A 13598-nucleotide genomic window follows, 5' to 3' on the forward strand; every position below is an offset into this window, starting at 1 on the left:
GCCTCATGGATACAGTAACGATATCCGGAGGCATTTTTTGTGTAATAGGAAATTCCGAGGAATTTCCTATTACACAAAAGGCACTAACGCGCCAATGGTGCGCACCCGCGCGAAGATGTAGATTGTCGCAAGCGACCGCGCGAGACAAGAGAATGTGCCAAGGCGTAGTCTATTTTTATGATTGGAAAATTCAAAAAGTTACCTATGGCACAGAGACATATTATAAAAAGACACATTATAATAGGAAGAGAAGCAGGACAAAATCTGTCGCTACACGGATAACAGCTCTGAAATTTCACTGAACGGAATGGATAAAATCCATCAAACTTTATGTATTTAGTACAGAAATCGACGCGAATAGGCAAAAAAACCATAGAAATATAGACATTTTTTTCCAAACATGGTAGCATTATGTATTATGGGATACTTATGAACAGAAGTATGTGAAAAAGCTTACAGATATGTCCCCAGCATAATCAAGAGGTGAGAAAAAATGTCGAAATACGGAAAACTGATTGCGATCGGCGCAACGACGCTGCTTGCCGCCGCAGGAACATTATCAGCCGGGATCTTTATGTCATCAGCGAGAGAATCCTCGATGGCGGCGGATGGCTATGTTCTGTCGTCAGATTGGCAAAGTACGCAAAGCGAGAAAAGTGGGAGCGAAGAAACAGCCCCGGAATCGTACTATTTCTCCGGAGGAACAAAGGTAAGAGGAAAATTCCCGAATGAACTTGTCTTTCACGATGTTGAAGGAACAAAGCGCAGCGTTGGGAAAGAAAGTTTCCTGCACTATGCAGATGGTTCTGCCAGTGCGCTGTCCGATGGCGTCCTTGTAAATCTGGATGATATCAACACAGGACTTGTAAACCACTATGGAGTAGAAAAAAATACCGTTATTGCGGCTTCAAGCGGTGGATTCTCCGTTGAGAACAACGGGAATGAGATCTCCTTCAACAACTTTATCTGGAAGATCGGCGATGACCGCTTTATGCTCTACTCAAACGGCGCGTCCTTACACCTGCCCTCCGGCGAGGAGATAGCAGTTGATGGATGGATAGAGGCAGAATACCCGGAACAGGGAATTATCTGTCTTGCGGATGAGAACCATCAGTATCAGGTCGTTGCGGATGGAACCTATATTACTCTGGGCAATGGAGTCCGCTATGACTTCGGTGACCAGATTATTTCTGATGCCCAGGGAAACAGCCGTATGACATTTCAGGAGATGCTCTTAAACGCAGATGACAATATTCAGGTGCAGTCCGCAGAAGACTGGGTAGCACCGGAATTTAAGTTTGACGTTATCGACGGTCAGTCCGGAGAAGAAGGCGCGGCAGGAGAGACAGGCGCGGCCGGGGAGACCGGTGCGGCTGGTGAGCAGGGTGACGAAGGAAAAGAAGGAAAGATCGGAAACAACGGCGAAGACGGAGAAGACGGTGAAGATGGAAACGAAGGCCAGGACGGCGATGAAGGAAGCAGCGGAGATGATGGCTCCGATGGCGGAAGCGGTTCCAACGGTCAGAGCGGTTCCAACGGATCCGGTGGAAAAAAGGGTACGAACGGAAGCTTAAACAATCCGGAGACCCAGGCACAGGCCTCCTTCCAGATCACGGAATTCACGCTGACAGCTGGTACTCTTGATGCAACCTTCACTGTAACCGATGAGGACGATGTCTTAAACGGTCAGGAAGGCAGCGTTTACATTTACGATAAGAACGGCCAGCCGGTCGAGCTTGAGGTAAGTGGGGAAGCGGACAACACGAGGATCAACTTCGCGGCAGATGAGACCTACACCGTGACATGTTCCAACTTAAGTCCGGATCAGGAATACCGTCTGGTCGTAAAATCCGGGTATCTGTTAAAGAATATTACGGGAAGCAGGGATTACATCAACCGTACCTTCTATACAGACAGTTCGGGATTAAACCTCGATAAGGCATATGCGAAGGAAGACGGATTCGTTGTAACCCTTGAGAGAATGGATTACTCCGAAGCGACCCAGGCAAGGATCACGATCCTTGATTCCAAGGGAAAAGAGATCATGAGAAAAGAGGTCAGTGCGACCGAGCTTGCAGATCACAGCAATCTCGTAACACTCGACACGGCTTCTGACTTTACAGCCTTAAACGGCGGAAATAATACTCTTACGAGTGATAAGACTTACAGTGTAAAACTTGAGTCCTATGTGGGCGGAGTCTGGAAGACGAGCGGTACTACCCAGACATGGAAGACCTTAAAGAAGACTCCGAAATTTGACGGAAAACCGGCCGGCTACGCAAACAGCCAGACCTACTTTGATCTCTCTGTAAAAGTACAGGATGAGGATGAGGCAGTTACCGGTTATACCTGGGAGATCCTGGATCCGGAGAACAGGGGGGCACTGATCGAAACCCTGACTTCCACGAAGCCGAATACCTCCCTCTATATCGGACCGACAAAAGATGGAAATAACAAGATCGAAAAAGGTCACCAGTACATTGTGCGCGTCACAATGAATTATTACGATAACGAAAAGAATGTTGAAGTTACGAGTGATCCGTCCGACGGATTCATGATGACTTCCAAGGGTGAGGTTTCCCTTTACTATACCTGGAATGAGAATATCGCAGACCTCGATAAGAACACAACTCTCAACGGTGTTCTTACCATCGACCCGAAGGAGTACGGAACGATCTTTTCATCAGAGACCCATCCGCTGGAGATCATGATCGAGAGCAGCGGAAACTACACTTCAACGATGAAGATCAATTTAAACTCCAAGGACTCCAACTACTCAGATGGTGAAGGAAAATACAACATTCCGATCCTCCAGTACGGATTAAAGACAAAGTCCAGCTACCGTATCTCCGCATGGGGCTACGTTGAGGATCCGGTGACAAAGAATTTCACGAGGACATATCTCGGTGACTGCGTTGTAAGTACAGGCGAGCACAGCCCGATCTCCGTGAACGTTGTTCCGGACTCCTCTGTGAACGTCGGTGTATCGGTCTACTTCGGTAAAGATACCGATACAGAAGACACTGCAAATCTTTCAACGAAATCGGTCAAGATGGTCCGTGCTGCGATCTATACAGGTGCCAACACCTCCGGAACTCCGCTGGGAGCCGGTCCGGTTGACGTCTATATCGACAACACGAACAACAGCAAACCGTATACGGGTGATTTCGTCAGCAAGTACTGGGGCGAAAACGGACGTCAGGACGCATTAAAGATCAGCGCCCAGACCTTCGGCCTTTCCTCCGCAGAGCTGACAGCATCCAAGTATACGATCGCGATCCTCGGTGTTTACGACTATACATATAACTACTCCTACCTGGCAGATTCTGCCCAGAACCTGTCAAATTATGAGAACCAGCTTCCGTTCGAGACGGGAAGTACCACTTACTACTCCGTAAGCTACGATGAGAAGGTTCCGGATTTCCCGAGCCCGCTGACTTCCGGTGTGACTGTGACTCCCATCACGAACGCGAAGGCAAACTCCTATCTGCAGGGAACGACAAAAGATAACCTTGCGGACGACACGATCGTCGGATATAACCTCCGCGCGAACTACAACAACGAAGGCGGACTTGCGAACTCTGTCACTTACTATGTAATGACGGAGAAGGATATTCTCGGATATGAGAACGATTCCGATACAGATAAGGGAAATGATCCGACCGAGTGGACAGACTGGGGCAAGGATAACTCCCCGAAACTGAAATTTACGCTTCCGGTCAATGCGAATGACCGTTCGCTCCCGTCGATCAATATCTTCTTTATGGATCCGGTAAACGGCGTGACGAGCACGATGGATTCCGTGTGGAACACCTGGGGACTCCGGATGAGCGAGGAGGAGAAGGTCGGCAACACGAACGGCGGAGCTGCTTCATACTTCAATAGTCCGTCGAACGGTACCGTCTCGATCTTTGCGGGACCAAACTCAAACGTCACGAGAGGATGGCACTATGTATTTGCATACAAGGCGAGACTGACCTTCCGAAACAACTCCAACTATATCTTCCCGAACAATGTGACAGGAAGCTTCAGTAAGGGCACCCTGCTCTCATCGGGAGTTGTCGACACACCGAAGCAGTCTCCGGACGTAAAGATGTATATCGAAAAGATCGAGAAGGGCGGAGTGCAGTGGAAATACCACTACGACGATGTGGATGAATCATCCATGCTCGCACAGACGGCTATTACGGACGATACCACACTCGGCGAAGTATTTCTCGGTGCGAAGAGAATTTCACCGACAACAAATGGACTTTCTTATATCGGAACAGATGGCGATTACGGGATCATGAAGATGGCGATGGGAGATGCCACACAGGCCTACACCATCAAGATGAATCAGGTCCTCTATAATGAGAAAGATGTCATGGAGAACGGCAGCCAACCGACCTCCGCAACCCTGTCGCTGGCGTCCCATATGTATACGCCGCCGATGGAACCTTCCGATATAAAGAACAACCTTGCTATCCGTGTGTCATATGCAAACAATTCCAATACGGTGCGCTTTGAGTTTATCGTAAAGAATAATGCGATCGATCTGAACCGTGTCAGCCGCGTAACCGTGACAGGAACACCGGAAGGCGGAACTTCGTATACCTCTTACTATGCTGGTTTTACCGGAACGACAGACGGAGGAAACCAGTATGTGGGTTATGATCTCTCCCTCTTAAAAGGAATTACGAGCGGAAAGAAGGTAACCTTTACAGTAAACCTTCAGTATGATTCCGGCTTCGGAGGTCAGTACTATCTGACGAATGCACCGGCCAATGAAAACAGCGCGGAAGGCACGACCGGAAATTATATCGTGGAGTCCCTTGACAACGGTGAGAGCAGCCAGTATATGGAGTGGTACTATACGATCAACGCAAACGGCAATCTTGTCCGCAAGGATCCGTACCTTCGGTCTACTCCGTGGATGGCAGTGTATACAGTCAACGATGTGACGAAGATTGACAGTCTCTGGCCGGAGGATGCGAAGAAGAACAAAAAGGATGGAGATATTCTTCTGAAGTTCAAGAATAGATCGAATATCTTCCCGTCCTCCTATACGGATGAACAGAAGGAGGAGGAATTCAATAAACAGGTCCTCCAGCTCCGTCTCGGAACTTCCGGTTACAAGGAAGTCGGCGGAACACTCCAGCCGCTTCTCAAGGTGGAGAAAAAACTCATGTTCGAAAGGGATGCGGATGCAAACCAGATGTCTGTGACCGTTGGAACCTTAAGTCCGACGATCAATGATGTTATGAGAACGACAGCGCTTACGACCTGCCGCCTCCAGTTCCGTACCAACAGCCGTGATCTTCTGGCGGAAGAAGAGGACGGAAAGAGATATATCGTGGTCCGCGTCTACAGACGAGGTGAGACGACAGGAGATCCGGTCTTTGAGGAAAAGATCCCGATCGAGGGAGATCAGGCTGCGTACTATACAAGCCAGATCACCGGTCTCAGCCAGAATACCGAGTATGAGATCCACGTTCTTGGAAAGGCAATGGGAAGTGATACCTTAAAGGAGCTTCTTGACAACGACAGGAACAGCGAAGCGATCTACTTTGTCCAGACGATGGACGGAATGGATATCACCGGAATTAAAGCATCGGATATCAACTATGTAAGCTACACAGACAAGAGTGTGAATGTTTCCTACGGTCTTTCCCTGACAGAGGGCTTCGATATCACTTATGAGCTGAAAAAAGTCGTAAATGGTGTTGAACTGCAGCATGTTGTGGCAGGCAATGACGCGATCCTTGCGGCAATGGGCTATACAAAGAACAGCGATGGAACATGGATCGACAAGGACGGCCGCGCGAGAAGCTACATGTCTGAGATGACCGAAAAGATCGATCTCTCAAAGAACACACTGATGCAGCCTGGACATCAGTACCGTCTTTATATCCGTGCGAAAGACGCAAATGGTGAGTCCGTGATCGGAAACAGAAATTATTTTGCAACGATCAACTGGGATAAGCTGATCGATCCTGGCTTCTATGTAGAAACGAGACCGGTAAACAACGGACAGGGACTCAGCATCTCGGTTACCCCGCAGGATCCGAACAAGGCATTTGCGGAAGGTAAATATGTGATCGCACTCTACGACAGCGACAACAAGATCGTTGAAAACAATGATCAGATGTGTGTCTGGGAAAAGAATGTCTCGGACGGTATTGTGACCGTTTCCACGACAGATAAGATCAGCAGCCTTGATTCAAACAAAGAATACAAGCTCCACATCTATGCGAGAAAAGATCTGGAGAACAAGGGAACCGAGACGGGACTTACCTGGGGCGAGATCGAAAAGATGTCCGATGCCCAGAAGCAGAGCTTTGCGGCTTACGAGTCTGCAGAGAAGACGATGGATACCTGGGGAGGTCGTTTCGACAGCATCCAGATCAAGAGAAATGCAGGAAACCAGATCCAGATCCTTGTATACAACGGTTATAATCTTGATAACATCAAGATGATCCAGACGACTGTAAACTGGGTTGACAGCCAGGGTACAGCTCATACCGAGAGTAAGACGGTATCAGCAGGAACGACAGGACTGTTTACACAGAAAGGAACAACGTCAACCTATACGACGACAATTCCGATCGAACTTTCGGAGGACGATGTCCAGTATGCGGTAACGATCCAGTTCCTGAAAGAAGATGGTGGTCAGATCTATAAAGATACGATCATATTTACTCCGTAACAGAAGGGGCGACAGAGATGAAACGAGCATTAACAGGAAAAGCAAAGCGGTCCTTCGTGATCTTTGCAGCGGCTGTGACAACAGCCGTTGCAGGGTTCAGCGTGGGGGTCGTGAGCGCAGCCAATACTCAGTCGGAGAAATATGCGGTGCCCGCAGGCGGGACCGTATATGACAACAGCTACGCAAAGATCGAGATTGGCTCAGAAGGAAAAATATACCGCAGCTGGAATAAAGGATACAATCTGGTCGATGATAATAAGAAAGAATATTCTCTCGGACGCCAGACAGTTGCGTATGATCCGGGGGCTTAATCCCTGACGGTCTACGGAGGCGGCTACCGGTTTTATCCGGATGGAACCGTAGAAAGACTTGACTCCCGCTATGAGATTACGGATCTCAGTGAACCGGCCTTTTACAAACTGACAGACCGGAAATATCTGATGACCGGAAGCGGGATCACCGACAACACCGGAAGCCTTCAGGCAGAAGGCTGGGCATTTATGGTGGGCGACCGCTCCGGAAATGTCCATGTGATGAACGACCTTCTTGATCTCAAGATCCTTGATGCACAATCCTTTAAGACCGGGGATATCACATTTACCGTGAAGGATGAAGCACTGGATCTCGGACTCGAGCGCACGGTCGATCTCGGTCAGGTCCTCGGCTCTTTAAAAGTCGTGGAAGATCCGTATAATCTCGGCCAGAAGCTCTACTCTTACACGATCCGCGGCGGAGACGGCGGAAACGGCGGTGTCGGCGGAAGCGGCGGTGTCGGCGGAAGCGGCGGCCTCGGCGGTAAAGGCGGAAACGGCGGTCTCGGTGGAAACGGAGGCACCGGAGGTACCGGAGGCACCGGAGGTATCGGTGGATCCGGAGGTATCGGTGGGTCCGGCGGAAACGGCGGTTCCGGTGGAAACGGTGGAAACGGCGGTGATGGCGGAGCAGGAGGAAACGGTGGATCCGGCGGACGAGGAGGCGATGGCGGAAGCATCGACAACAGCGGATCCGACCAGGCGATCTTAGGACGCCAGTCCATGCAGTTAAAACAGGTGACAAGTGATTCTTCCTATATTGATACTTCATTTGCAATTTCCGACCCGTTCGGATACTATGGTGTGATCGAGCTGCGTGTTTATGAGGCAAATCACTCTGCGAATGATGACAATTATATCGCGCACGCGTTTGTGAGCCCGGATGACAGTGATTACCGTTTTACAGAGAAACTTCTTCCCAAGACGAAATACCGAGTGGTACTTGGTTACTATCCGGAATATGATGAGAGCGATGAGGACGAAGGTTCCTTCAAGGTCATGGATACCATGAGGGTCTGGACGAAGACGGTCAACTGCGATTTCACCGTCCGTTCCATCACGAGCTCCGGTATCGAGTATGCTCTTAGCATCAACGACGATTATCCGGCGTACAGCGCAAGAGCCGTTCTCTATGGTGAGAGCGGAAACGAACTCAGCGAAAATGAGGTCGATGTCAGCGAAGCGGCAAACGGTGAAGTCACAGAATGGTTTGATGCAGCGGTTGGAGAAGATGTGAGAACCTACCGTCTGGAGCTTCAGATCTTTGCAGCGAACAGCAGTCAGGCGACTGTCTTAAAGACGATCACGGCAAAGAACCCGTATTACAACAGCGGAAGCGGTTCCGGAAGCTCCAGTACATCCGGCGGAAGCACATCCGGTGGAAGCACGTCCGGCGGAAGCACATCCGGTGGAAGCACGTCCGGCGGAAGCACGTCCGGTGGAAGCACGTCCGGTGGAAGCACATCTGGCGGAAGCACATCCGGCGGTACATCCTCCCAGGATGCTTCTTCCCAGGATGCATCTTCCCAGAATGTTTCGGACGGGACAACGGTGAATGATGACGCGGACAGATCTTCTTCCGAAAATAATTCGGAGATCGTCTTAAAGAGCGCTGAACCGCTGTTTGAGACAATCCCGGCGGACAAGCCTCTGATCATCAGGACTGAAGATGAGACGAAGGTCGGGGAGTAATCGGAAACAGGTTATTATGAGAAAAACAGGATCGGGATCCTGTTGATAAAGAAAAAGCAGCGGGGAGAAAACATTTCCCCGCAAGATGGAGGAAAGAAAAATGGAGACAATCTTATCCACAACAATATCAGCGATCGGCTGGATGTTAGGACTTGCGTTCCTTGGCGCCGGGATCGGTCTTGGAATTCTCGGTTCCAAGGCGGCAGAGGCGATTGGAAGAAACCCGGAGACAAAATCTGACGTTATTCAGGGGATTATGACGGTGGCGGTCGTGCTGACCGTCCTGCTCCTGTTACTGTTCGCGTTTGTATTCCTGCTTCTCTATTTCAATCCACTGATCTACTAATCGAAAGGCAGGTGCAAGACCATGCGGTATGTCATGATATTCCTGGCGGTTCTGGTGGTTCTCCTGCTTATGATCGCATTTATGTTTTTGGTAATCAGGCAGGTATCGGACCGGGTAACCGGGCAGGTCAACGGGCGGTATATGCGCGAGCTCTCCGTCTTTGACCGGCTGTATGAGGAAAAAAAGAAAAAGCTTGAAGAACTGGAAGAAAAAGAGCGGCTCTATGGAGTCAACCTGATGAAAAAGGACGCGCCTGCAAAGAATCCGGCGAAGGTCCAGACTGTCGCAGAAACACCCGCAGCCGGTCTGGAGCTGCCGCCGGCATCGACAGGACAGACAGATTTCGGCGAAGCATACAGAAATGTCCGGAACGAATTTGCGGTGGACAGAAGCGCAGAGATCCGGGGAATCCTTTCTCTGGATCCGGGTCCGATGGCAGAGACCGGAAAAGCGGCCGGCAGGATCCTTACGGATCTTCCGCTCGAAACTGCATACAGTCTTTCAACTCTCGATCCGGAAGAGCAGGAGCAGATCTTAAGACAGTGTCTGGATGAGGAAGAGTTAAAGATTCTGGAGCAGTATCTTGATGAAAATGGTACGATGGATGCCTGCGGATTCCGCGAGTATGCCTCCGTATTCTCGGATCTTTACAGTGACAAGACGACTGTCTATACCGGAAATCCGGAGAGTGCCGGAAAAGACGGGCGGGTCGAGACGGTCTACGATGAAGGGATCTGCGAGGGAGTCCGCGTTGTCCGCGGAAACCGGATGTTCGATTACAGTATATAAGGAGAAGCAAAGATGGAAAGTTACAGCAAGAGTCTGGTTGATAAAAAAATTGAAGAGATCAAAGCCGGACGCAACAGTTATGAAATCGGTCTGGTGACAGCTGTAAAAGAATACATTCTGACGGTCCGTGGACTGGAAAATGCCGTTTTCATGGAGAGAGTCCTGATCGGAAACGGCGCGGAGGGATACGTCAACGCGATCCGCAGATCGGAAATCTGTGTCACCGTCGTAAAGAGCAATGGACCGGTATTTATCGGAGATCAGGTCCGCGGAACAGGGGAGACCTACAAAGCGGCATTCGCTTTAAGCTCCTTCTCAAGAGTCGTTGATATGTTCGGACGCGACCGAATGACTGATCAGGTCCTCGAGGACGCGGAGCCGATCGCGATCGAGAATGAGCCGATCTCCATCATGGATCGGGGAAAAGTCTGCCGTCCGCTCGAGACCGGGATCGCCGGAATCGATCTGATCTACCCGATCGGTAAAGGCCAGCGTCAGCTCATCATCGGAGATAAAAAGACAGGAAAGACCCAGATCACTTTAGATGCCATCGCAAACCAGAAGGGAAAGAATATGGTATGTATCTATGTGGCGATCGGCAAGACGAAAAAACAGGTAAAGCGCGTCTATCAGGAGCTCCTTGCAAAGGGCTGCATGAGCTACACGATCATTCTCGCGGCATTCAATGATGACACGCCGCCGGTGCTCTACCTGACCCCGTATGTAGCGGCTTCGATCGCAGAGAAGTTTATGATGGAGGGAAACGATGTCCTTCTCGTTCTTGATGACCTGAAACGCCATGCGGATGTCCACAGAGAGATCAGCCTGCTCTTAGGTCATGTACCGGGACGTGAGGCATATCCGCCGGATATCTTCTATACACATTCCAGACTTCTGGAGAGAGGATGTCAGCACTTAAACGGCGGCTCGATCACGATCCTTCCGATCGTGGAGACAAAGGGCGGGGATATCACGGGATATATCTCCACAAACATCATCTCCATCACGGACGGACAGATCGTTCTCTCAAAGAAAAACTTTGATAAAGGACAGAAACCGGCGATCAACTACGGACTCTCCGTATCCCGTCTCGGCGGAGCGGTACAGGAGGAGAAGGTAAAGAAACTCGGTACAAAAGTACGAAGAGAACTCTTAAGCTACCTCGAGACGAGGGAAGTTTATGAGCTCGCCAATATGGATGAGATGAGCCCACTCATGAGAGCAAAATTAAAGAGAGGCGCAAAGATCCTTGAGGGTCTGATCCAGTACAAATACAGCCCACAGTCACCAGAGACATGTATTTCCAAGTTTTCCGCGATTTTACAGGAAGGAGCGGCAGAGGGAAATGAGCATTCGTAATGTAGTCAAAGTCATGAACTTCCATTCCCTGATCCGTGTCGATAAGGCAAAACGTCAGGCAGACAAGTATCTGATGATGGAAGACCAGCTTTACGCGATGATGGAAGCGATCGTCAACAACCGGAACCTGATCCTCGATAAAAAGATCTTCCGGGTGAATGAAGATGCCCCGAAGATCAATATCTACATCGGAAGCGACTTCGGCTTCTGCAGCAACTACAATTCCCAGGTGAATGACCAGCTGCACAAGGATCCGGCGGGGGATGTGAAGATCCTGATCGGAAAAAAACTCCGCTCTGCGGGTCTTGAAAATGTCTGGGACCAGATCCCGTATTCCCGTCTGGAGGAGGAATCAGGCCGGATCCAGAAATTTCTGGAAAAGCAGATCCGCACAAAGAAGTGTTCCGGGATCAACCTGATCTACAACCACTATGAGAATACGACGAACATCTACTTCCGGAAACTCCAGATCTTCCCGATCAGCCGGGATGAGTCAGGAAAGAAAACGCATACCGAGGATTTTGCGATCGAGGGAGACATCAACCGGATCATGATCCGCCTCATGGAGACGTATGTGTATTACGAACTGATGCTGGCAGTCGTGAACAGCCGTGCGGCAGAGAACATCCTGCGCCAGAATGCAACGACCGAATCCTTAAAGAAGATCGATGAGATCGAGGAGGAGAAAGTGATGGAAGAGCGCAGGGAAAAGAGAAACGTGGAATTCCAGAAGGTTGTTGATACCTTCATTAAAAATAAGATGTACTAAAGGGGCGAGGAAGAAACATGTTAGCAGGAAAAATCATTTCAGTTTCAGATCTGCTGGTAGAAGTTCTGCTCTCCGGCGTACAGGTCAAGAAGAGAGACATGATGTACGCAGTCAAGGGAGAGAAGACCTACCGCTTTGAAGTAGAAGATATTGAGGGAAACATAGCCAGCCTTGTTCCCTTTTCAAATGTAGCCGGACTTTCAAGAGGAACAGAAGTCTATAAAGCGGAAGAAGGACTTCAGATGGAATATTCTGATGCGATCCTCGGACGCGTGTTCAGCCCGTATGGTGATCCGATCGATAAGAAACCGATCGAAAGCCAGGGAAAACGCACGGTATATCCGGATCCGCTTCCGCTCGGAACGATCGATGTCAACGGATCGATGCTCTGGACCGGGATCAAGGCGCTTGATTTCTTTGCACCGATGCAGAAAGGTTTCAAGATGGGACTTTTAGGCGGCGCCGGAGTCGGTAAGACCGTTGTCATCAAGGAGCTGATCCACAATGTCTATCAGGGTCTCGGTTCCAACTCCGTATTTACCGGAGTCGGTGAGCGTTCCAGAGAGGGCCGCGAGCTGTACGACGAGATGGAAGAATCCGGACTTTTAGACAAGATCGCGATGGTCTTCGGACAGATGGGAGAGAACTCCGCATCGAGATCCCATGCGATCTACGGCGGACTGACACTCGCGGAGTACTTAAGAGATGAGAAAAATCAGGATGTCCTCCTCTTCATCGATAATATCTACCGTGCAGTTCAGGCATATTCCGAGATCAGTGCGATGGAGAACCGTATGCCGATCGAGAACGGCTATCCGGCGACCTTAGACTCTGATGTCAGCGAGATCGAGGAGAGGATCAACTCCACCGGAGACGGATCCATTACCTCCTTCCAGGCGATTTATATTCCGGCCGACGATATCACGGATGCAGCAGTTCAGACGATCATGGGACACCTCGACGGTCAGGTCGTTTTAAGCCGTAAGGTCGCAGAGAAAGGTCTCTATCCGGCAGTCGATGTGTTCCAGACTTCGAGTACCTTAATGGAAGTGGAGCGTGTCGGAAAACGTCACTATGATCTTCATGAAAAGGTCATCGCCTATCTCCAGCGTTATCAGGAACTTGAGGAGATCATCGCAGTCCTCGGTATCGAGGAGCTTTCCCAGCAGGATAAGGAGATCTTCTACCGCTCAAGAAAGTTAAGAAATTACTTTACACAGCCGATGTTCGTAGCTCAGGACTTTACCGGGATCCCGGGAGTCTATGTTGAGATCGCAGACGTCCTTGACGATGTGGAGGCGATCTTAAACGGTTCCTACGATGACCGGGATGAGGACGAGTTCTTCATGATCGGCAGCATGAAACAGAAACAGTAGAAAGGGAGGAATCAAGTTGGAGGGAATTATGACAGCCAGGATCCTCGGCTTTCACGAAGGCCTTAAGGTCCTCGAACATGTCGATCTGATCCGGATCGTGAGCAGCACCTACAACCTTCTGATCCTGAAAGACTATATGCCGGTCCTCGGCGAGATCAAAGGAAATGTTGAGATCGTGAGTGGGGACAGGACGGAGACTTACGAAAATGTAACCGGATATTTTATGCACAGCCATAACGAATTTGAACTTCTGATCACGGGAGAATGA

The 13598-nt window shown here is 49.9% G+C and carries 9 protein-coding genes; all 9 read left to right on the plus strand.

The features are described 5' to 3' along the window. Nucleotides 1-493: 493 nt before the first annotated feature. The 9 genes from ACI3EW_RS07595 (at nt 494) to ACI3EW_RS07635 (ending at nt 13598) form a co-directional block, all read left to right on the plus strand. A complete protein-coding gene (locus ACI3EW_RS07595; protein ID WP_485663345.1) occupies nt 494-6688 on the plus strand; it encodes a hypothetical protein in 6195 nt (2064 codons plus the stop codon). 17 nt (nt 6689-6705) lie between these two features. Beyond that, on the plus strand, nt 6706-6999 hold the full coding sequence (locus ACI3EW_RS07600; protein WP_485663346.1) for a hypothetical protein: 294 nt from the start codon (nt 6706-6708) through the stop codon (nt 6997-6999). Between the two features lie 129 nt (nt 7000-7128). Beyond that, on the plus strand, nt 7129-8691 hold the full coding sequence (locus ACI3EW_RS07605; protein ID WP_485663347.1) for a hypothetical protein: 1563 nt from the start codon (nt 7129-7131) through the stop codon (nt 8689-8691). A 100-nt stretch (nt 8692-8791) separates the two neighbouring features. Next, entirely contained in the window at nt 8792-9037 is a 246-nt protein-coding gene (locus tag ACI3EW_RS07610; protein ID WP_182426812.1) for a F0F1 ATP synthase subunit C, read from the plus strand. A gap of 21 nt (nt 9038-9058) precedes the next feature. Next, nucleotides 9059-9826, plus strand: coding sequence for a hypothetical protein (locus tag ACI3EW_RS07615; RefSeq protein ID WP_118531975.1), 768 nt, complete (start codon nt 9059-9061; stop codon nt 9824-9826). A 12-nt stretch (nt 9827-9838) separates the two neighbouring features. Further along, a complete protein-coding gene (locus ACI3EW_RS07620; protein WP_215702488.1) occupies nt 9839-11185 on the plus strand; it encodes a F0F1 ATP synthase subunit alpha in 1347 nt (448 codons plus the stop codon). Beyond that, nucleotides 11172-11954 carry a F0F1 ATP synthase subunit gamma gene (locus tag ACI3EW_RS07625; protein ID WP_215702489.1) on the plus strand — a complete coding sequence of 261 codons (783 nt, stop codon included), beginning with the start codon at nt 11172-11174 and terminating at the stop codon, nt 11952-11954. Before ACI3EW_RS07620 ends, ACI3EW_RS07625 begins: the two co-directional genes overlap by 14 nt. A 17-nt stretch (nt 11955-11971) precedes the next feature. After that, a complete protein-coding gene (gene atpD, locus ACI3EW_RS07630; protein WP_118531981.1) occupies nt 11972-13330 on the plus strand; it encodes a F0F1 ATP synthase subunit beta in 1359 nt (452 codons plus the stop codon). A 28-nt stretch (nt 13331-13358) separates the two neighbouring features. Next, on the plus strand, nt 13359-13598 hold the full coding sequence (locus tag ACI3EW_RS07635) for a hypothetical protein (RefSeq protein WP_118531983.1): 240 nt from the start codon (nt 13359-13361) through the stop codon (nt 13596-13598).

The organism is Pilosibacter rotomagensis, from assembly GCF_045062245.2.
Taxonomy (GTDB): domain Bacteria; phylum Bacillota; class Clostridia; order Lachnospirales; family Lachnospiraceae; genus Pilosibacter.